Origin of the sequence: Chimaeribacter californicus, assembly GCF_002858675.1 — a bacterium.
In the GTDB taxonomy this organism is placed as follows: domain Bacteria; phylum Pseudomonadota; class Gammaproteobacteria; order Enterobacterales; family Enterobacteriaceae; genus Chimaeribacter; species Chimaeribacter californicus.
Genome location: NZ_PJZF01000006.1, coordinates 141,594 through 161,889 on the forward strand (window position 1 = coordinate 141,594; position 20,296 = coordinate 161,889).

The window sequence follows — 20,296 nt, forward strand, 5'->3', positions numbered from 1 at the left end:
CCCCCTCAGCGCCCAAGATAAACCTCAATCACCTGCTCGTTGGCCTGCACCTGTTGCAGCGAGCCTTCCGCCAGCACCTGCCCCTGGTGCAGCACCGTCACATGGTCGGCGATGGTTTCCACAAAGCCCATGTCATGCTCTACCACCATCAGCGAATGCTTACCGGCCAGCGAGCGGAACAGCTCGGCGGTGTACTCGGTTTCCGCGTCAGTCATACCGGCGGCCGGCTCGTCGAGCAGCAGCAGGTGCGGCTCCTGTACCAGCAGCATCCCAATCTCCAGGAACTGCTTCTGCCCGTGCGACAGCAGCCCGGCGGGGCGGTGGCGCTCGGCGGCCAGCCGCAGGGTGGTGAGCATCTCATCGATGCGGTCACGCTGCTCGCTGCTCAGCCGGGCGCGCAGCGAGGCCCAGACGGACTTATCCGCTTTCTGCGCAATCTCCAGATTCTCAGACACCGTCAGCGCCTCAAACACCGTGGGTTTCTGGAATTTACGGCCGATACCGGCCTGCGCAATCGCCATCGGTGCCAGGCGGGTGAGGTCGGTGCGCTGGTCATAGATGACGCTGCCGCTCTGCGGCCGGGTTTTGCCGGTGATCACATCCATCAGCGTGGTTTTGCCCGCGCCGTTGGGGCCGATAATGCAGCGCAGCTCCCCGACACCGATTTGCAGCGAGAGATCGGTCAGCGCGCGGAAGCCGTCAAAACTGACGTTAATCTTTTCCAGCGACAAAATCGGGTCACGCTGGTCACGGTATTTGTCCGCCGGGTGCGGCTGGGTGAACAGCGGTTCAGTGATCATCGCGTTGCCCCTGTTTTTTCCGGCGCAGCAGCCCGATCACGCCCTGCGGCAGGCAGAGCGTCACCAGGATAAACATCCCGCCGAGGAAGAATTGCCAGTATTCCGGCATCGCCACGGTGAACCAGCTCTTGGCACCGTTGACAATCCCGGCGCCCAGCAGCGGCCCCACCAGCGTGCCGCGCCCGCCGAGCGCCACCCAGATCGCCGCCTCAATCGAGTTCGTCGGGGACATCTCGCCGGGGTTGATGATGCCGACCTGCGGCACATAGAGCGCCCCGGCCAGCCCGCACAGCACGGCGGAGAGCGTCCAGACAAACAGCTTGAAGCCGCGCGGGTCATAGCCGCAGAAGGTCAGGCGGTTTTCAGCGTCACGCACGGCAGTCAGCACCCGGCCGAATTTGCTTTTCGCCAGCGCAAAGCCCAGCACCAGGCTGGCGGCCAGCAGCAGCACCGTCGCCACAAACAGCCCGATGCGGGTAGCCGTGGCGGTGATCGGGAAGCCGAGCAGGGTGGTGAAGCCGGTAAAGCCGTTATTGCCGCCGAAGCCGGTCTCATTACGGAAAAACAGCAGCATCCCGGCGTAGGTCAGCGCCTGCGTCATGATCGAAAAGTAGACGCCTTTGATCTTCGAGCGGAAGGCAAAGAAGCCAAACACGAACGCCAGCACCCCCGGCACCAGCACAATCAGGCAGAGCGCCCAGGCGAAATATTGCGTACCGGCCCAGAACCATGGCAGCTCCGACCACGACAGGAAAGACATAAACGCCGGCAGGCCGTCGCCCGCCGCCTGCCGCATCAGGTACATGCCCATCGCGTAACCGCCGAGGGCAAAAAACAGCCCATGCCCCAGCGACAGCAGCCCGGCATAGCCCCAGACCAGATCCAGCGCGATCGCGACGATCGCATAACAGAGGATCTTGCCGATCAACGTCAGGGTGTAGGTGGAGATCGAAAGCGGGTGCGCCGCCGGCAGCAGCGCCAGAAACGGCAACACCAGCAACACCAGCAGCGCCAGGGTGCCGAGGCTCAGGGTCAGGCGCGGCGCTTTCTGCACGCCGGTTAAGGTCAGTGGTTGTGTCATCAGTCAGTCACCCGGCCCTTGAAGGCGAACAGCCCCTGCGGACGTTTTTGGATAAACAGGATAATCAGCGCCAGAATCAGGATCTTGCCCAGCACTGCGCCCATCTGCGGCTCGAGGATTTTATTGACGATCCCCAGCCCAAACGCTGCCACCACGCTGCCCGCCAGCTGGCCGACGCCGCCCAGCACCACCACCAGGAATGAATCGATGATGTAGCCCTGGCCCAGTTCCGGGCCGACGTTGCCAAGCTGCGACAGCGCCACGCCGCCCAGCCCGGCGATGCCGGAGCCGAGGCCGAAAGCCAGCATGTCGATGCGGCCGGTCGGCACGCCGCAGCAGGCGGCCATGGCCCGGTTCTGGGTCACGGCGCGCACATTCAGCCCAAGGCGGGTTTTATTCAGCAGCAGCCAGGTCAGCGCCAGCACCAGCAGCACGAACACAATCACCGCGATGCGGTTCCACGGCAGCACCAGGTTCGGCAACAGCTGGATGCCGCCGGAGAGCCACGCCGGGTTGGCAACTTCGACATTCTGCGCGCCGAACAGCATCCGCACCCCCTGAATCAGCATCAGGCTGATGCCCCAGGTCGCCAGCAGCGTCTCCAGCGGGCGGCCATAGAGATGGCGGATCACCGTGCGCTCCAGCGCCATGCCGATCCCGGCGGTGATAAAGAACGCCACCGGCAGCGCCGCCAGCGGGTAGAGCGCCAGCCAGCCGGGCGCGTAGTGCTGGAACAGCGACTGCACCAGCCAGGTGGCATACGCGCCGAGCATCAGCATTTCGCCGTGCGCCATGTTGATCACGCCCAGCAGCCCGTAGGTGATCGCCAGCCCGAGCGCCGCCAGCAGCAGAATCGAACCGAGCGACAGCCCGGTAAACGCCTGCCCGAGCAGGTCACCGATCAGCAGCCGGTGGTGGATCTGCGCCAGGCTCTCCCCGGCGGCGCGGCGCACGGCGGCATCGGGTTCGGTGCGGGCGTCGGTCAGCGGTTGCAGCCGCGCCTGGGTGTCCGGGTCGGCCGCGTCACCGAGCAGGTGTACCGCCGCCAGCCGCACCTGCGGGTCGGCATCGGCCAGTTGCAGGTTGGCCATCGCCAGCGCCAGCGCCGCATGGACGCCCGGGTCTTTTTCCTGCGCCAGCCGCGCCGTGAGCAGCGGCAACTGGTCAGGTTGTGCCTCCCGTTGCAGCGAGGTGGCCGCCTGCAACCGGGTGGCGGTATCGGTGCTGACCAGCCGGTGCGCCGCCAGCGCATTGGCGATCAGATTCCGCAGACGGTTGTTCAGCCAGACTTTTTTGGTGTCGCCCACCGGCGCGGCGTTGCCTTCCAGCGGCGTTAACGTCTCGCCCTGGCGGGTGAAGGCGTGTTTTGCCTGGTCAACCACCACGTTTTCCTGCTTCAGCGCCTGCAACAGCGGCAGCCGCGCCGGTTGGGGATCGGCGGCCCACGCCTGTAACAATGTCGCCTGCTGGCTGCGGTTGGCGGCGGCGAACTCATCCGCCGGCCCGGCCTGCGCCAGCCACGGCAGGCAGCCGAGCGTTGCTATCAGCAGGCGCATAATGAAAGGGAGTCGCATCGGAGATCTCCTGTGCGGGCCGGGCGAACCCGGCCCCGGTCGGTTACTGGCCGCTGGTTTTCACCGGCGTGTCCGGTTTTTTGTCATTGCCGGGAATGTACGGGCTCCACGGCTGGGCGCGGATCGGCTTATCGGTCTGCCACACCACGTTGAACTGGCCGCCCGGCTCAATCTCGCCAATCATCACCGGTTTGTGCAGGTGGTGGTTGGTCTGGTCCATGGTCAGGGTGAAACCGGACGGCGCGGCGAAGGTCTGTCCGGCCATGGCGTCACGCACTTTGTTGACGTCAGTGGTGCCCGCTTTCTCCACCGCCTGCGCCCACATATGGATGCCGACATAGGTCGCTTCCATCGGGTCGTTGGTGACGGCTGAGGCGGCGTTCGGCAGGTTGTGCGCTTTGGCGTAGGCTTTCCATTCGGTGACAAACGCCTTGTTGGTCGGGTTGTCCACCGACTGGAAATAGTTCCAGGCCGCCAGATCGCCCACCAGCGGTTTGGTGTCGATGCCGCGCAACTCCTCTTCCCCCACCGAGAAGGCCACCACCGGCACATCGGTGGCTTTCACGCCCTGATTCGCCAGCTCTTTATAGAACGGCACGTTGGAGTCGCCGTTGATGGTGGAGACCACCGCGGTTTTGCCGCCGGCGGCGAATTTTTTGATGTTGGTGACGATGGTCTGGTAATCGCTGTAACCGAACGGCGTGTAGACCTCTTCGATGTCTTTGTCCTGTACGCCTTTGGAATGCAGGAACGCCCGCAGGATTTTGTTGGTGGTGCGCGGGTAGACGTAATCGGTGCCGAGCAGGAAGAAGCGTTTGGCTTCGCCGCCGTCTTCACTCATCAGGTACTCCACTGCCGGGATCGCCTGCTGGTTCGGCGCGGCACCGGTGTAGAAGACGTTCGGCGACATCTCTTCGCCCTCATACTGCACCGGGTAGAACAGCAGGCCGTTCAGCTCCTCAAACACCGGCAGCACCGACTTGCGTGACACCGACGTCCAGCAGCCGAACACCACGGCGGCCTTGTCCTGCGTCAGCAGCTGGCGCGCCTTTTCGGCAAACAGCGGCCAGTTGGAGGCCGGGTCGACCACCACCGGCTCGAGCTTTTTGCCGAGCACGCCGCCTTTGGCGTTGATGTCATCGATGGTCATCAGCGCCACATCCTTGAGCGGCGTTTCAGAGATCGCCATGGTGCCGGAGAGCGAGTGCATGATGCCGACTTTGATGGTGTCGGCGGCCTGGGCGCCGAACGCCAGGCCAAAGCTGACCATGGTGGCGGAGAGGGCAAAAGCGTTGATAAAGCGGCGAGGTTGCATAAAACGCACTCCTGATGAAAAGTGAAGGTAAAGGCGCGCGGAAACCCGGCGACGCCCTGCCTGCCGCGGCAGGCGGTGCTGTTCCCGTTCCGCGCGGGTGGCGCGGGTGACGGTGTTGTTTTCCCGCTGACTGCGCGGGTGACTGTTTTTGCGTTAACCGTGTGGGGCGGGGCGCGCCCCGTCATCCTCCCCAGCACCCGGGGGTGCCGTGCGCGCCTCATGCAGCCGGTGCAGCGTGATTTTGCGCACTTCCGCCTTGCTGACGGCGATATGGTCATGCAGCAGGCGCTGCGCCTCGCCGGTACGGCGCTGCATAATGGCGTGCAGCACCGCGGCATGCTCGCGGTAGGTGGCGCTGACGCGCGCGCCCTGGGTGAAGTCGAGCCGCCGGATGATGCGGATCTTCTCGGTCAGGTCACGGTGGATACGCGCCATTTCCCCGTTGCCCACCGCCTCCACCAGCGCCATGTGGAACGCCTCGTCAAAGCGCGATACCTCAACGCCGTCCGGCAGCGGCGGCTGGTCGATCCAGAAATCCACCACCGGCAGCAGCAGCGCGGGCAGCGCCTCACCGTGGCGGGCGCAGAGCCGCTTCACCGCTTCCAGTTCCAGCACAATCCGCAGGTCATACAGCTGTTCGAAATAGGCGAAATCGAACGGTTTCACCTGCCAGCCGCTGCGGAAATGCACCTCGACATAGCCCTCACGCTCCAGCCAGAACAGCGCCTGCCGCACCGGCGTGCGGCTGACCGCCATCCGCCCGGCGATTTCGCTCTCGCTGAAGCGGTCGCCGGGCAGCAGGCGGAAGTCAAAAATGTCCTGTTTCAGTTGCTGGTAAATCCGTTCTGCCAGCCCTTCCGGGCGGGCTTTGGTGTGGTGTCCGGCAAGTTGCATAGGCGTCCTTAAGGGGCCGGTTTGCCCGGCCCGTCTCCGTTATGAGGCGGCAGTATCAAGCCACAGCAGTGCATCGCCGGGGCCGACCGGGCGGCCGGGGCGGCAGCGGATCTGCGTTACCGTCCCGGCGCAGGGCGCATACACCGACAGCTCCATTTTCATCGCCTCGACCACGATCAGCGGCTGCCCCTGGGTGACCACGTCGCCCGGCTGCACCAGGATTTTCCAGACGTTGCCGTTGAGATCGGCGCTGACCAGTTGCCCTTCGCCTTCGCTCTCCTCCAGCGGCTGCGGGCGGTTGGCCGCCTCCGCCACGGCGGCGCTCTCTTCGGCCTGCCAGTGCGCCACCTCCGTGGTGAACGCAGCCTGCTGACGGGCGCGGAACGCGTTGATATCGTCGGCGTTCTCCGTTAAAAAGCGGGTGTACTCCGCGAAATCGAACTCGCCCGGTTCAATCTTCACCTTGGCGCGCCCTTCGCGGAACGCCTCGCGGAAGACGTCCAGCTCCGCTTCGCTGACCGGGTAGAAGCGCACCTGATCGAAGAAGTGCAGCAGCCAGGGTTCGCCGGGGGCGAATTGCGGATTTTTGAGGAATTTGTTCCAGATCGGCAGCGTGCGCCCTACCAGCTGGTAGCCGCCCGGCGAATCCATGCCGTAGATGCACATGTACATCCCGCCGATGCCCACGGTGCCTTCGGCGGTGTAGGTGCGCGCCGGGTTGTATTTGGAGCTGAACAGCCGGTGGCGCGGGTCGAGCGGCACGGCACAGGGCGCGCCGAGGTAGACGTCGCCCAGCCCGAGGATCAGGTAACTGGCGCTGAAAATGATGTCACGCACCGCCTCGCGGCTCGCCAGCCCGTTGATGCGCTGGATGAAATCGACGTTGTTCGGCAGCCAGGGGGCCTGGTCGCGCACCGTTTCGCGGTATCGTTCCACCGCGCCCAGCGTGGCGGAATCTTCAAATGCCATCGGCAAATGCACGATGCGCGTCGGCACTTTCAGCGTGCTGACGTCGCCCAACTGGTTTTCCAGCGTCAGCAGCAGTTGCAGCAGCGCCGACTGGCTGAGGGTACGGCTGTCATAGCGGATTTGCAGCGAGCGCACGCCGGGGGCGAGTTCGGCAATGCCCGCCACCGCCGCCTCGCGGATCGCCTGCATCAGCAGGTAAAGCCGCAGCCGCAGCGCCAGATCGAGCACGTTGTCGCCATATTCCAGCAAAATGTAGCTGTCACCCGCCTGCCGGTAGACCACCGCCGGGCGCTCCACCGTGGCGGGCAGGGTAGCCAGAATCGCCGCCGATGGCGTGCTCTCCGGCAGCAGCGACGGTGCCGGCAGCGCCAGCGCCTCTACCGGGCTGAGGGTGGCGAGGGTGCCCGCCTGCGCCTGTTCCAGCGCCAGCGCCTGCTCGATGCTGATCGGGTGGAAGCGCAGGCGGTCGCCCGGTTTCACCTGCCCGACTTTCCATAGCTCGGCTTTAGCGATGGTCACCGGGCAGACGAAACCGCCGAGGCTTGGCCCGTCGCGGGTGAGGATCACCGGGAAATCGCCGGTAAAGTTGATCGCGCCGATGGCGTATTCGCAGTCATGCACGTTGGAGGGGTGCAGCCCCGCCTCGCCGCCGTCCTGCCGCGCCCAGGCCGGTTTCGGCCCGGTGAGGCGCACGCCCAGCCGGTTGGAGTTGTAATGCACCTGCCATTCCGCCGCGAAAAATTCCGCTATCGATTCCGGGGTGAAGAAATCCGGCGCGCCGTGCGGCCCGTACAACACGCCGATGTGCCACAGGTTGCCGTAGTGCGGCAGCAGCGCGGCATCGGCGGCCTGCGGCGCGTCAGTCGGCGCGGGGGTGGTGCAGGCGGGCAGGTGCGGCTGGGAGATAGGCAGCAGGTCCGCCACCCGCAGCGTGCGCCCGGCGTGGCCGCCAAACGCACCCAGGGCAAAGGTCGAACGGCTGCCGAGATAGACCGGCACATCCAGCCCGTTGCGCACCGCCAGATAGGTGCGGCAGCCATGGCGCGCACGGCCGAGCGTCAGCGTCTGCCCGGCACTGACGGCCACCGGCTCGGCGTAGCGTACCGGCGAGCCGTCAAGATCTGCCGGGCAATCGGCCCCGGTCAGGGCGATCAGGGCATCGGCATGGAAGCGCAGCGTCGGCCCCTGAAGCGTGAACTCCAGCCCGGCGGCGTCCGGGTGGTTGCCGACAATCCGGTTTGCCAGCCGGAAAGCGAAATCATCCATCGGCCCGGACGGCGGCACGCCGATATCCCAATAGCCCAACCGGCCGGGGAAATCCTGCACGCTGCTGTAGGTGCCGGGTTGCAGCACTTCAATCGCCTGCGGGCGGTAGGTGAAGCTGTCGAGCATGCGCGTCCAGACCTCGCCGTGGCGGAAGGCGTCGGTGGCAACGATCTGGCGCAGGTAATCGAGGTTGGTGGCGATGCCGTGCAGCCGGGTGGCGTTGAGCGCCGCCACCAGTTTCTCCAGCGCCTGCGTGCGGTTCTCGCCATACACAATCAGTTTGGCGATCATCGGGTCGTAGAATGCCGACACGTCGCTGCCGGTCGAGACCCAGCCATCCACCCGCACGCCCTCCGGGAAGTGCACATCGGTCAGCACGCCGGGGCTGGGCTGGAAATTGCGCAGCGGATCTTCTGCGTATAACCGCACCTCTATCGCCGCGCCGTGCGGCGCGCGCGCCAGATGCAGCCAGTCCGGCGTGTCACCCGCGGCCACCTGCAACATGCAGTCGATCAGGTCGAGGCCGGTGACCAGCTCCGTGACCGGGTGCTCGACCTGAAGCCGGGTGTTCACTTCCAGGAAATAGAATGCCTCCTGCGCCGCGTCATAAATGAACTCCACCGTTCCGGCGCTGCGGTAGTTCACCGACTCGCCCAGCGCCACGGCCGCCCGGAGCAGCGCGGTACGGGTCGCTTCCGGCAGGTGCGGCGCGGGCGTCTCCTCAATCACCTTCTGGTTGCGGCGCTGCAGTGAGCAGTCACGTTCACCCAGCGCCACCACGCGGCCCTGACCATCGCCAAAGATCTGCACCTCGACGTGGCGCGCCCGGTCGATAAACCGCTCCAGGAATACGCCGTCATCGCGGAAGAACTGCCCGCCGAGCCGCCGCACACTTTCCCAGGCATCCCGCAGCGCGTCCGCGTTGTCACAGCGCGTTAAGCCAATGCCGCCGCCGCCCGCCGTGCTTTTCAGCATCACCGGGTAGCCAATCTGTTCTGCCGCTGCCAGCGCCGCGTCAAGATCCGCCAGCAAACCGGTGCCGGGCGTCATCGGCACCCCGGCGGCGGCGGCCAGCTCCCGCGCGCGGTGCTTCAGGCCGAATTCACGGATCTGCTGCGCCGTCGGGCCGATAAAGGCCAGCCCGGCCGCCTCGCAGGCGTCGGCAAATTCCGCGCTCTCGGATAAAAACCCGTAACCGGGAAAAATCGCCTGCGCGCCGCTCTGTTTTGCGGCCGTGAGGATTTTGCCGATGTCGAGATAAGTGTCGGCGGGTTTCTCACCGCCCAGCGCAATGGCGATCTCTGCCTCACTGACGTGCGGCGCATTGCGATCCGGCCCGGCATACACCGCCACGCTGGTGATGCCGCGTTTTTTCAGGGTGCGGATGGCCCGGCAGGCGATTTCGCCGCGGTTAGCAATCAAAACAGTGGTGAACATGGCGCAGTTCCTCAGGACGCAGTGGAGGGGGAGAGGCTGCTGAGGTAATTGCGCCAGCCGCCAAAGGAGGTGATCTCCTGCGCGCCGTTCAGCGCCGCAGGCTCACAGATAAACCCTTTCACCCGGCGGCCGTCCGCCAGTTCCAGCGTACCGATGCCGAGCGGGGCAGGGATCTCCGCCACGAACTCGCCGAAGCGCGCCAGCGGCATCGCCCACAGTTCTACCGTGATGGCGCTGCCGCCCGCGTCACTGACCAGGCCGGGTTTGGGCGGCTGGGTGCCGGGCAGGGCGAACAGGCGGTAATGGGCGGCGGTGGTGGTCTGCTCCAATAACACCGCGCGGCGGGTGGTCAGCTGGTGGTTGAGCGGCATCCCGGTGAGGTGTGCGCCCACCACCGCCACCAGCACCACCCCTTCGGTGGGCGGCAGCGGTGGGGTGAGGTAGGCGGGCGGCAGCGCACGGCCGGTGGCCCCCAGCGGCAGGGGCAGGGTTTGCTGCCAGCGCTGGCCGAAATCCGCCAGCGCGGCATCATGCCAGGCGGGGGCGATCAGCGTGATCCCGGCGGGCAGGCCATCTTCACGCAGGGTGGCGGGCAGGGCCAGCGCGCTGAGGTCGGCCAGATTGGTGAAATTGGTGTAGGTACCGAACTGGGCGTTGTAACGCACCGGCTCCTGCGCCATCTCGTCGATCGTGCGGATGGTCGGCGAGGTCGGTACCACCAGTGCATCAAAGGCGGCCAGCGTGTCGTTAATCTGGCGGGCAAGTTCCGCCCGCAGGTACTCGGCGCGCCAGGCATCACAGGCGCTGTAATTTTTACCGCCGGCAACAATGCCGCGCACCACCGGGTCCATCGCCTCCGGCTGCTCATCCAGCAGCGCGCCCACGGCCACGGTGCGCTCGGCGACCCACGGCCCCTGGTAAAGTTGCTCCGCTAATGCCCGGAACGGGCTGAAATCTACCGTCTCCAGCGTGATGCCGGAGGCTTTCAACTGCGCCAGCGCGGCAGCGAACGCCTGCGGGTTCTGCGTATCGCCGAAGAATTCCAGGCTGTCCGGCACCGCAAAGCGCGGGGCGGCGGGCATCATCACCGGGGCGGTGTGCGGGTTGCGGCGCGAATAGGCATCGGCCGCGTCGTAACCGCCTGCCGCCTTTGCCACGGCCAGCGCATCGGTGACCGTGAGGGCGAACACCGACACGCAGTCATTCAACCGGCAGGCCGGCACCACGCCCCGGTTGGAGAGCCAGCCTTTGGTGGGTTTCAGCCCGACAATATTGTTAAACCCGGCAGGGACGCGGCCGGAACCGGCGGTGTCGGTGCCGAGCGCAAAAGCCACCAGCCCGCGTGCCACGGCTGACGCGGAACCGGCGCTGGAGCCGCCGCTGACATAGGCCGGGTTAAAGCTGTTGCTGACCGCGCCGAACGGCGAACGGGTGCCGACCAGCCCGGTAGCGAACTGGTCGAGGTTGGTTTTGCCGAGCGCGATCGCCCCTTTGGCGCGCAGGTTCGCCACCACGGCGGCGTCATGCTCCGCCTGATAGGTAAACGCCGGGCAGGCGGCGCTGGTGGGCCAGCCGCCGACGTCGATGTTGTCTTTGACCGCGAACGGCACGCCAAACAGCGGGAACGCCGCCAGATCGCCACCCTGTTCCTCCAACCGGTGCAGCAGGGCATCGGCCTGCTCTTTGAGCTGTTCCACCGTGGCGCGGTAAATCCAGGCATTGTCCTGCGCGTCCAGCGCGGTAAGCACCACCTGTAACGTGGTGAAAAGCGTTTGTGGCGCGGCGCGGTAGTGCTGTTGCCATTCATCAAGGGTAAAGCCGTTATAAGGAGTCGGTTGCATCTGCTGAATTCCACCCTGTACACAAGATTGAATTCACCAGAGCAAAGTGCGTGCCACAATGCAATTTATTGATATACATAGGGTATTTGTTTGTGGTGACAAAAAGGTGGGAGGCTGTGCACCAGCGTTGACCATTTTCTGCGCGCTGAAGGCGCACACCGGCGGGGTGCCGGATTTGCGCTGGGCGGGCTATGATGATCACCATCATTGACTCAGCAACGGTGAGGCGGCATGCGGTTTCGGGCATTCAGGAAGAGGGCGAAACGCCTGGCGATTATGGTGGCCGTCGCGGCCGTGACGCTGTTTACGGTGCGGGTGTATGACACGCAGCGCGGCCCGGCGCTGGAGCCGTGGCACACCGAAGCGCCGCCTGAGCTGGAGGCTGCCGCGCTGGACCACACCGACTGGGCAGGCTACCTGAAGGCCGAGCAAGTGGCGTTTGATGACGTCTACCGCAATGTGACGCAGAAACTCGACAGCAGCGAGCGTTTGCCGCTCAACCGCTATTTCGAGGGCAGCCCGATCTACCCGGAGCATTTCCGCCACGACTGGAACCGCTCGTATGAACTGGTGCCGCCGGGCCAGCCGCGCGGCGCGGTGGTGATGCTGCACGGGCTGACCGATTCCCCCTACAGTTTGCGCCACCTGGCGGCGCACTACCGGCAGCGCGGCTGGCTGGTGGTAGGGATCCGGTTACCGGCGCACGGCACGGTGCCGGGTGCGCTGACCCGCGTCAGCTGGGAAGACTGGCTGGCCGCCACCCGGCTGGCGGTGCGTGAGGCGCGGGCAAAAGTGGGGCCGGGTGCGCCGCTGCAACTGGTGGGCTTTTCCAACGGCGGCGCACTGGCGATGAAATATACGCTGGATGCTTTGCAGGATAACACCTTGCCGCGGCCGCAGCGGGTGATCCTGATTTCGCCGATGATAGGCGTCACCGCTTACGCCCGCTTTGCCGGGATCGCCGGCTGGCCCGCCGTGTTCCCGCCGTTTGCCAAAGCGGCCTGGCTCAGTATTCTGCCGGAGTTCAACCCGTTCAAATATAACTCGTTCCCGGTCAACGGCGCGCGCCAGTCCTGGCAGTTAACCCAGGCGCTGCAACAGCAGATTGCACAGGCGCAGCGCAGCGGGCAGCTGGCGCAGCTGCCGCCGGTGCTGACGTTCCAGTCCGTGCTGGATTCCACCGTCAGCACCCGCGCCGTGGTGGATGCCCTCTATAACCGGTTGCCGGCCAACGGCAGTGAGCTGGTGCTGTTTGACATCAACCGCCGGGCGGATTTCGGCCCGCTGCTCAGGCCGGATGCGGACACCGCGATCGATACGCTGCTGCCCGCACCGCCGCGCCGCTACACCACCACCATCATCAGTAATGGCCCGCAAAGCGCGGTTACCGCCGGGGATTCCGCCGTCGCCGTCAGGCTCAGCGCCGGGCAACGGGTGCCGCAGCAACAGGTGCTGGGCATTCCTTACCCGCCGGAGATCTATTCGCTGTCCCATGTGGCGCTGCCGTTTCCGGCTGATGATTCGCTCTATGGCCGCACGCCCACGGAGCCGCATCAGTTCGGCATCAGCCTGGGAACGCTGGCGTCGCGCGGGGAGCGCGGGGCGCTGGTGGAGAGTATGGATGCGCTGATGCGCATCGCATCGAACCCGTTTTACCCCTATCTGCTGGCGCGGATTGATCAGGGCATCGGTCAGGAGTGAGGGCGGTCAGCGTTCAGGTAGGCGCGTTCGGTGTCGCGGAACCATTGCGCCGGGACGTTGTACGGCGGCTGGTGCAGGCTGTCGAGTGCCTGGTCAATGATCTTGCGGGCGCGCTTCCACAGAGTTTTGTTGCCCTCTTTCAGCACCTCAAGCTGTAACCGTTTTTCGATCAGGTAGGTTTTGGCGAAGTCAGCATCATATTCCAGGATCTCATCAAGGTTATCGATCAGATCCGCCAGTTTGATGGTTTTGGCCTGTGGGCTGGCCTGCGCAGTGTGGCGGCGGTCGAGATTTTTCCGCTGGATGCGGTCACCTTCGTCCGGCTGGCTGGCGTTGGTCAGCATCCCCACCAGCATGGCCACCTCCAGCCCGAATTCACGCTCAATGTCATGAAGGGTGGCGGGGGTGTCTTCTACCGTGTCATGCAGCCAGGCAGCGGCCAGCATCGCTTCAGTATGCGGCACGCGGCTGACAATTTCCGCGACGGCGCGCGGATGCACAATGTAAGGATCGTCCGTATACTTGCGGCGCTGGTTAATGCCGGCGTGGGCTTTGCCCGCAAACAAACGGGCGCGTTCAACTAAAGTCGTCATGAATTTCTCCCTTTATCCCTGTGGCGCGGCCTGCATCGGCAGGCAAGAAACATGCACGCCAACCCCTATGGCTCATGCAGAAGAAGGCGGCTCATACGCTTTGTGACTCCTTTCAAGATAGCGTGGTTTACCGCATTACGCCGCTTACCGCCCGCTTTTTCAGAGCAGACTTAGGCTGCGGCGCGCTTTTACATAATGAAGTCTTGCTATTATATCGTACACTATCTATATTGACACCATGAACATGAAAACAGATGACGTTTTGCCTGACCTGCCGATGATGCACCTCGACCAACAGATGTGCTTCGCGCTCTATTCCGCCAACCTGGCGTTGCACAAAGTGTACCGCACGTTGCTGGCGCAACTCGGCCTCACCTACCCGCAATACCTGGTGATGCTGGTGTTGTGGGAGCGGGATGGCGTCACGGTTTCTGAGATTGGCGAGCGGCTGTTTCTTGACTCCGCCACCCTCACGCCGCTGCTGAAACGGCTGGAGAGTGCCGGGCTGTTGATGCGCCGCCGTGCCGCCGCCGATGAGCGTCAGGTTCTGATTACCCTGACCGACGCCGGGCGTGACTTACGCTCGCAGGCGCAATCGGTGCCGGAAGCGGTGGCCTGTGCCGCCGCGTGCAGCACCGAGCAGTTGAACGGCATTAAGCAGCAGCTGGAATTGTTGCGCGGCAACCTGTTGAAGAAGGGCTGACAGGCTGCCCTGCCCGGCAGCTTCATCGTTGGGCAGGAGGTAAAATCCGCGACATCGCGGCGCGCTGCTCTATACTTAGTATGTTACGCTTATTTATATAGCACACGATTTAATCGTGAGCTTGTGCACCATCAGCCCGGCCCTGCGCCGGTCTCTTCCTACCCAAAGAAGGAAATGTGTATGTCTATCGAAAAAGTTGTTTACCAGGCCCATGCCAAAGCCACCGGCGGCCGTGATGGCCGTGCTACCTCGTCAGATGGCGTGCTGGATGTGAAACTGGGCGTGCCGAAAGAGATGGGCGGTGCAGGTGGTGAAGCCACCAACCCGGAGCAGCTGTTTGCGGCCGGTTACTCCGCCTGCTTCCTCGGCGCGCTGAAATATGTGGCGTCACAGGAAAAGGTAAAAATCCCGGCTGAGGCGCAGATTGAAGGCACCGTCGGCATCGGCCCGGTACCGACCGGCTTTGCGATTGAAGTGCAGCTGGACATCAGCCTGCCGGGCGTTGAGCGCAGCGTAGCAGAAGATCTGGTGAAGAAAGCGCACGTGGTTTGCCCCTATTCAAACGCCACCCGCGGCAATATTGATGTGACCCTGAACATCAAATAAGTCTGTTTTCGAAAACAAAACATTATCGTTGTTTATAAAAAAGAGGGATCTTCCCTCTTTTTTTATCAATTGCCTGTTTTCATCGCCTTTTCGGAAATTTTCGCTGCTTTTCGCTCGGAATTTTCTGGGTTTGGTGATTCATTAAGCATTTATTCAGCAGCTAAATGAACCTGATTTGATCAATAATGTCTGATTGATTCAGATTGCGTTATCGGACCGGGGTTCAGACAGTACATGAATAGAGTTAAAACTCTATCGCAACAAAATCTTTCTCTCTTGTTAGCGATTTATATCGGCATTTTTCTTAATTTTTCCGTTTTTTACCGTCGTTTTGACACCTTCACCCAGGGCGTACATACCTTACAACTGATTTCCGCCGTGACGGAAGTGATTGCCATTGTGCTGTTCACTTTCTTCGTGATGCGTATGGTGTCGCTTGGCGGCAAACTCTTTTACCGCCTGATTGCCTCACTGCTGGTGCTGGTTTCCGTGGCAGCCAGCTACTACATGACTTTTTTCAACGTGGTGATTGGCTACGGCATTATTGTGTCGGTAATGACTACGGATGTGGATCTGTCGAAAGAGGTGATTGGCTACCACTTTATCCTGTGGATGGCGGCTGTCAGCGCCTTGCCGCTGCTGTTGATCTGGAAAAATAACCTCAGCTTTACCCTGATCGAGCAGATCAAAACGCCGGGCCACCGCATCAAACCGCTGGCGGTGCTGCTGGGCGTCGGGTTGCTGGTCTGGCTGCCGCTGCGCCTGCTGGACATGGAGCAGTCCGCCAACGAGAAACTCACCAATATTGATATGCCGAGCTACGGCGGCGTGGTGGCGCACTCTTATCTGCCGTCTAACTGGCTGGCAGCGCTGGGGCTGTTTGCCTATACCCAGTATGACGAAAGCCAGGACGCGGAAGATCTGGCTAACCCGGCCAAACAGTTCACCTATATCCCCCCGGCGGGTATCGATGATACCTACGTGGTGTTTATCATCGGTGAAACCACCCGCTGGGACCACATGGGGATGCTCGGCTATAACCGCGACACCACGCCGCGCCTCTCCAAAGAGAAGAACCTGGTGGCCTTCAAAGGCACCTCGTGTGATACCTCCACCAAGCTGTCACTGCGTTGCATGTTCGTGCGTGAGGGCGGGGTAGAAGATAACCCGCAGCGCACGCTGAAAGAGCAGAATGTGTTTGCTGTGTTGCGTTCGCTGGGCTTTACCTCGGAGCTGTTCGCCATGCAGAGCGAGGTGTGGTTCTACAACAACACCAACCCGAACAACTTCTCATTCCGTGAGCTGATTGCCTCTGAAAAACGCAACGACGGTAAACCGGTAGACGACATGCTGCTGGTGAATGAGATGCATGAATCGCTGAAACGCTACCCGACCGGCAAGCACCTGATCGTGCTGCACACCAAAGGCTCGCACTACCTCTACTCCCAGCGCTACCCGCGTGAGTATGCGCGCTACACCCCGGAGTGCATGGGCGTGGACCAGTCCTGCAGCAAGCAACAGCTGATCAACGCCTTTGATAACAGCGTGCTCTATACCGACAGCTTTATTGATAACGTCATCGATCAGGTGCGCGACAAGAAAGCGCTGGTGTTCTATGCCGCTGACCACGGGGAGTCGATTGACGAGAATTACCATTTCCACGGCACGCCGCGTGAAATGGCGCCGCCGGAGCAATTCCGCGTGCCGCTGATGGTCTGGGCCTCGGACAAATTCCTCGCCCAGCCGGAGCACCGCAGCGCCTTTGAGCAGTTGCAGGCGCAGCAGCGCATAGGGGAAACCCATCGCCACACTGAGCTGTATGACTCGATTCTGGGTTGCCTGGGCTACACCTCGCCGGACGGCGGGATCAACCCGAAAAACAACTGGTGCCACCTGCCCAATAAGGCGTAATGGCGTGCTGTTGAATTAATAAACAGTTGATGAAAAGCATAGAAAAAAGGGATTGACGGTAGAGGCGCAGCGGCAGTAAGATGCGCCCGCACTCTCGGTGAGTGGCGCAGCCTGGTAGCGCACTTCGTTCGGGACGAAGGGGTCGGAGGTTCGAATCCTCTCTCACCGACCAAATTCTGCATCACGGTTCCCGACCCGTGAAATAAAAAACCCGCAACCTCTGGTTAGCGGGTTTTTTATTGCCTGCGAGTTGCCGTTCTGCCTGCTGTGCGGGTAAGGCGGTGATAAAAAACGGGTGCTGAAGGCCCGGCCTGACAATGCTCAATCAGCGGGGCGATTGGCCGCCCCGCTGCTGCTCTTAACGTTTAACTTCGTAGGCTAATACCGCTGCAAGCGTGGTGTTTCCCATGGTGACCTGTAATTCACAAAGTGAATCACGTACCAGCCAGGTAAAAACCAGGATGGTAAAGCACACCATAAAAACCCCGGTATTAAACTTCTGCAGCATATCAGTTTCCTCCATTGCCTTGCGGCGGTTAAGAGGCTAACATCCACATTGTTCAGGTGTGAGTGTTAGCCCCACGTTGGTGTATACCTCGTGGGGCTTTTCTCTGCCTGACCGATGCTTAAGCCAGACAGCCTTAAGCACCCGCCGCGCAGTGTACGCCTTATTTCCTGATGCTATCCCCTTTTAATCATTGATATTTTTTGCTCGCACGAATAAAAGCAATTCATTGCTAAATAAATCGTTTTAATGCGACTAAATAAGGGGAGTGAAACCTGTAACAGGAACCTGTCATTAATAACGCGGTGAGAAAAAGGAATATTTCTTATAACGGCAGGGAAGGGCGGGAAATAATAATGGCCGCCCGCAGGCGGCCGGGAAATAGTCGTCTTCAGGCCTGAGCAGTCTCATGCACGACCCGCCGGGCATGCGCCATGCTCAGCTCGTGCTTTTGCATTTCCATCATCAGCCTGCCGGTGGTGCGTTCACGGCCGGTGGCCACGACCGCAACCAACTGCTCTTTCAGGCCATACAGCGCCACAAAGTTCTGCGCTTCCAGTGATCCGATCAGATCGATCTGATCCCAGCGTTGCGGATGGCCGAGGTAGTCGAAACGGGTACCGTAATGCTGTGTCCAGAAGAACGGAATACGGTCGAATACTTCGTTGCCTCCCAGCATATTGACTGCGGCAACGCGCCCTTGCTGTTGCGCAACCCGCCAGTGCTCAATGCGGATCGGCTTGCCCTCATAGGGGAAGGTGGCGATATCCCCCACCGCATAGATGTTTTCCGCCGCCTGCATCGCCTGGTTAACCTTCAGGCTACCGTCTTCACACAGCGGTAAATCATGGATAAAGGAGGTCACCGGTTCAATGCCGGTTGCCAGCAATACCAGATCGGCAGGGATTTCCCGGCCATCTTTCAGCTGCACCGCCGTGACGCAGCGATCGCCGCTGAAACCGGTGGCTTCGCCATCCACAAAGGTCACCCCATGCGACTCGTGCAGCTCACGGAAATAGTGCGCTATGCGCGGGCCGAACTGCGCTTCAAACGGCAGCGGGTGCGGCGCAATCACTGTAACTTCAATGCCGCGTTTGCGCAGGGCGGCGGCCATCTCCATGCCGATGAAATTACTGCCGACAATCACCAGCTTTTTCAGGGTATCCACCGCGTGCAGCAGGGTTTTTTCATGCTGGAGGTTACGCAGCACATGGATGCCGCTCAGGTTCACGCCCGGCAGATCCGGCACCTGCGGCCGCCCGCCGCTGGCAATCAGCAATGAATCGAAGGTGATGCGGCGCTGGTCTTCCAGCACCAGCGTGCGCGCCAGGCTGTCGAGTTGCGCCACCCGTGCGGTAATGCGCTTCACATTTGCCTCGCCGGTGACGTCCTCATCCAGCAGTTCCGGCACATCGTCCACCGCCATACTGCCCATCGGCACAAATTTGCTCAGCGCCGTACGGTCATAACCGGCCTGTTTTTCAGCATCAATGGCAATGATCCGGCCGGTGTAGCCGCGTTCATGCAGCGCACTCAGTGCCGCACTGCCGGCAGCCCCGGCACCAAGAATCACCAGCGTGCCTTTGTCATCCGGGGCATCTGGGGTGGCGGGCGGCAGGGTGGTTTCCGGGTCAACCCATACCGCGCCTTCTTCTGTTTTCACCGCATAGCGGGTCAGCCCCTCCAGCGCCGGAGGCTCCAGCAGCATGCCGTCATCCAGGGAGTAAACCGCTTTGTGCCATGGGCACACCAGCTTGCCGTCACACACGGCACCTTCTGCCAGGGGGGCGCCGGCATGAGGGCAAGTTGCCTGGAAGGCGTGGACACGATCGCCACGCCGCACCACTATAATTTTTTGCTCGCCCAGCGTGATCGGTTCGGGTTGGCTGTCGGTCAGTGCCGACAATGCAATTACCTGTTGATAGGCCACGACATGCTCCTTTTATAAGCTGTTATCAGAAGAGGTGTGTCTTGCAGGCGCAGGGATCAGGCTTGTTTCGGCTGGCCGTTGGACGCCGTAATCCCGCCATCTACCGGCAGGTTAACCCCGGTGATATAGCGCGCGTCGTCACTTGCCAGGAAGGCGATCACCGCCGCCACCTCGTCCGGCTGGCCGGGGCGGCCGAGTGGGGTGCGCTTGCGGAACTCGGCCAGCAGCGGCTCATTCTCTTTGATGTCAGAGGCCATCGGCGTGATGATAAGGCCGGGGCAGACCGCATTGACGCGCACATTATCGGCACCGTGGTCCATCGCCAGCGAGCGGGTAAAGTTGGTCACACCGCCTTTTGCTGCGTTATAGAAGCTCATGCCCCAGTCACCGCCCAGCCCGGAGACGGAGGAGACGTTAACGATGTTGCCCTGGCTTTTGATCAGCGCCGGCATGAAATAGCGGCAGCTGTGGAATACGCCATACAGGTCAATCTTGATCGCCTTTTCCCAATCTTCGTAATCACCCTCATGCACTTTGCCCTGAGCAGCAACCCCGGCATCATTCACCACCACATCGACCCGGCCATATTTCGCCAGCACGTCCGCGGCTAACTGCTCAACATCGTCCGCTTTCGACATGTCCGTGGCCCGCACCAGATGGTCTCCCCCTTCCAGCGCGCTCAGGGTTTTCTGCAATTTCTCTTCAGTACGGCCCACCAGCACCACAGAGGCGCCCTCTGCGGCAAAGCGTTTCGCAGTGAATTCGCCGATACCGGAACCTGCACCTGTAATGACCACGACTTTTTTGCTGAATCGTTGCATGTTGCCTCCTTTCTGGTTAATGGGCATGACGCCCTGCACTAAGCGTTACTGAATTAAGCCTAGCAAACACAGGGAAAATACCGGGACATAACGGCCAAATTGCGGGATAACCTGCTGTTTTTGGGTTTTTTTAAAGTTTTAAAAAGTGTTAACAGCGGGATAGGGAGGGTGCCGATAGTTTGGCCGCTGTCGATAGTCTGTAGCCGGCCCGTCATGCGCCGTTAGAGACAATGCGAGGCAAAAATCGCCGTGGCTTCTGCCGGGGGCAGGGCGGGCGAGCAGCATATTGTCTGGTAAAAAATAACCAGTGCGGAATGAGACGTTTTTTCGTTACGCGGCAGATGTGCCA

At 62.0% G+C, this 20,296-nt stretch carries 15 protein-coding genes and 1 tRNA gene; 5 read left to right on the forward strand and 11 right to left on the reverse strand.

Annotation, left to right across the window (positions count from 1 at the left end; genetic code table 11):
* Positions 1 to 5: 5 nt before the first annotated feature.
* The 7 genes from urtD to atzF form a co-directional block, all read right to left on the reverse strand.
* On the reverse strand, positions 6 to 800 hold the full coding sequence (urtD, locus tag CYR55_RS09595; RefSeq protein ID WP_175580792.1) for an urea ABC transporter ATP-binding protein UrtD: 795 nt from the start codon (positions 798 to 800) through the stop codon (positions 6 to 8).
* On the reverse strand, positions 790 to 1,881 hold the full coding sequence (gene urtC, locus CYR55_RS09600) for an urea ABC transporter permease subunit UrtC (RefSeq protein WP_101815920.1): 1,092 nt from the start codon (positions 1,879 to 1,881) through the stop codon (positions 790 to 792). The genes urtD and urtC overlap by 11 nt, the downstream gene beginning before the upstream one ends.
* Complete coding sequence (gene urtB, locus CYR55_RS09605; RefSeq protein WP_101815921.1) at positions 1,881 to 3,455, reverse strand: urea ABC transporter permease subunit UrtB; 1,575 nt, start codon at positions 3,453 to 3,455, stop codon at positions 1,881 to 1,883. Before urtB ends, urtC begins: the two co-directional genes overlap by 1 nt.
* Before the next feature lie 43 nt (positions 3,456 to 3,498).
* A complete protein-coding gene (gene urtA / locus CYR55_RS09610) occupies positions 3,499 to 4,770 on the reverse strand; it encodes an urea ABC transporter substrate-binding protein (RefSeq protein ID WP_101815922.1) in 1,272 nt (423 codons plus the stop codon).
* Between the two features lie 153 nt (positions 4,771 to 4,923).
* A complete protein-coding gene (locus CYR55_RS09615; protein ID WP_101815923.1) occupies positions 4,924 to 5,664 on the reverse strand; it encodes a GntR family transcriptional regulator in 741 nt (246 codons plus the stop codon).
* A 39-nt stretch (positions 5,665 to 5,703) separates the two neighbouring features.
* Positions 5,704 to 9,336: an urea carboxylase gene (gene uca / locus CYR55_RS09620; RefSeq protein WP_101815924.1), complete on the reverse strand. Its 3,633-nt coding sequence runs from the start codon at positions 9,334 to 9,336 to the stop codon at positions 5,704 to 5,706.
* Positions 9,337 to 9,347: 11 nt separating this feature from the next.
* Positions 9,348 to 11,177, reverse strand: a complete 1,830-nt coding sequence (gene atzF, locus CYR55_RS09625; protein ID WP_101815925.1) for an allophanate hydrolase — start codon at positions 11,175 to 11,177, stop codon at positions 9,348 to 9,350.
* Positions 11,178 to 11,453: 276 nt separating this feature from the next.
* Between atzF and CYR55_RS09630 the strand changes: the two genes are divergently transcribed.
* Positions 11,454 to 12,878 carry an alpha/beta hydrolase gene (locus CYR55_RS09630; protein ID WP_420912728.1) on the forward strand — a complete coding sequence of 475 codons (1,425 nt, stop codon included), beginning with the start codon at positions 11,454 to 11,456 and terminating at the stop codon, positions 12,876 to 12,878.
* Here CYR55_RS09630 and CYR55_RS09635 read toward each other — a convergent pair.
* Positions 12,869 to 13,471, reverse strand: coding sequence for an HD domain-containing protein (locus CYR55_RS09635; protein WP_101815927.1), 603 nt, complete (start codon positions 13,469 to 13,471; stop codon positions 12,869 to 12,871). The genes CYR55_RS09630 and CYR55_RS09635 overlap by 10 nt on opposite strands.
* A 244-nt stretch (positions 13,472 to 13,715) precedes the next feature.
* Between CYR55_RS09635 and CYR55_RS09640 the strand changes: the two genes are divergently transcribed.
* The 4 genes from CYR55_RS09640 to CYR55_RS09655 all read left to right on the forward strand — a co-directional run bounded on the left by CYR55_RS09640 (position 13,716) and on the right by CYR55_RS09655 (position 16,863).
* Positions 13,716 to 14,174, forward strand: a complete 459-nt coding sequence (locus CYR55_RS09640) for a MarR family winged helix-turn-helix transcriptional regulator (RefSeq protein WP_101815928.1) — start codon at positions 13,716 to 13,718, stop codon at positions 14,172 to 14,174.
* Between the two features lie 180 nt (positions 14,175 to 14,354).
* Positions 14,355 to 14,780 (forward strand): organic hydroperoxide resistance protein, encoded by a 426-nt coding sequence (locus CYR55_RS09645; RefSeq protein ID WP_072927677.1) that lies wholly within the window; start codon positions 14,355 to 14,357, stop codon positions 14,778 to 14,780.
* A gap of 234 nt (positions 14,781 to 15,014) precedes the next feature.
* Positions 15,015 to 16,691, forward strand: coding sequence for a kdo(2)-lipid A phosphoethanolamine 7''-transferase (gene eptB / locus CYR55_RS09650; RefSeq protein WP_101815929.1), 1,677 nt, complete (start codon positions 15,015 to 15,017; stop codon positions 16,689 to 16,691).
* A 95-nt stretch (positions 16,692 to 16,786) separates the two neighbouring features.
* A tRNA-Pro gene (locus tag CYR55_RS09655) sits at positions 16,787 to 16,863 on the forward strand.
* Positions 16,864 to 17,049: 186 nt separating this feature from the next.
* On the opposite strand, the gene CYR55_RS09660 is transcribed toward CYR55_RS09655, so the two are convergent.
* The 3 genes from CYR55_RS09660 to budC all read right to left on the reverse strand — a co-directional run bounded on the left by CYR55_RS09660 (position 17,050) and on the right by budC (position 19,947).
* Positions 17,050 to 17,199, reverse strand: coding sequence for a Hok/Gef family protein (locus CYR55_RS09660; protein WP_101815966.1), 150 nt, complete (start codon positions 17,197 to 17,199; stop codon positions 17,050 to 17,052).
* 388 nt (positions 17,200 to 17,587) lie between these two features.
* Positions 17,588 to 19,126, reverse strand: a complete 1,539-nt coding sequence (locus CYR55_RS09665; protein ID WP_101815930.1) for an FAD-dependent oxidoreductase — start codon at positions 19,124 to 19,126, stop codon at positions 17,588 to 17,590.
* Positions 19,127 to 19,182: 56 nt separating this feature from the next.
* Positions 19,183 to 19,947 carry a meso-2,3-butanediol dehydrogenase gene (budC, locus tag CYR55_RS09670; RefSeq protein WP_101815931.1) on the reverse strand — a complete coding sequence of 255 codons (765 nt, stop codon included), beginning with the start codon at positions 19,945 to 19,947 and terminating at the stop codon, positions 19,183 to 19,185.
* Positions 19,948 to 20,296: the final 349 nt, after the last annotated feature.

Coding starts and splice junctions, on each gene's coding strand:
- urtD (WP_175580792.1), bottom strand. CDS start 800: ATGATCACTGAACCGCTGTTCACCCAGCCGCACCCGGCGGACAAATAC.
- urtC (WP_101815920.1), bottom strand. CDS start 1,881: ATGACACAACCACTGACCTTAACCGGCGTGCAGAAAGCGCCGCGCCTG.
- urtB (WP_101815921.1), bottom strand. CDS start 3,455: ATGCGACTCCCTTTCATTATGCGCCTGCTGATAGCAACGCTCGGCTGC.
- urtA (WP_101815922.1), bottom strand. CDS start 4,770: ATGCAACCTCGCCGCTTTATCAACGCTTTTGCCCTCTCCGCCACCATG.
- CYR55_RS09615 (WP_101815923.1), bottom strand. CDS start 5,664: ATGCAACTTGCCGGACACCACACCAAAGCCCGCCCGGAAGGGCTGGCA.
- uca (WP_101815924.1), bottom strand. CDS start 9,336: ATGTTCACCACTGTTTTGATTGCTAACCGCGGCGAAATCGCCTGCCGG.
- atzF (WP_101815925.1), bottom strand. CDS start 11,177: ATGCAACCGACTCCTTATAACGGCTTTACCCTTGATGAATGGCAACAG.
- CYR55_RS09630 (WP_420912728.1), top strand. CDS start 11,454: ATGGTGGCCGTCGCGGCCGTGACGCTGTTTACGGTGCGGGTGTATGAC.
- CYR55_RS09635 (WP_101815927.1), bottom strand. CDS start 13,471: ATGACGACTTTAGTTGAACGCGCCCGTTTGTTTGCGGGCAAAGCCCAC.
- CYR55_RS09640 (WP_101815928.1), top strand. CDS start 13,716: ATGAAAACAGATGACGTTTTGCCTGACCTGCCGATGATGCACCTCGAC.
- CYR55_RS09645 (WP_072927677.1), top strand. CDS start 14,355: ATGTCTATCGAAAAAGTTGTTTACCAGGCCCATGCCAAAGCCACCGGC.
- eptB (WP_101815929.1), top strand. CDS start 15,015: ATGAATAGAGTTAAAACTCTATCGCAACAAAATCTTTCTCTCTTGTTA.
- CYR55_RS09660 (WP_101815966.1), bottom strand. CDS start 17,199: ATGCTGCAGAAGTTTAATACCGGGGTTTTTATGGTGTGCTTTACCATC.
- budC (WP_101815931.1), bottom strand. CDS start 19,947: ATGCAACGATTCAGCAAAAAAGTCGTGGTCATTACAGGTGCAGGTTCC.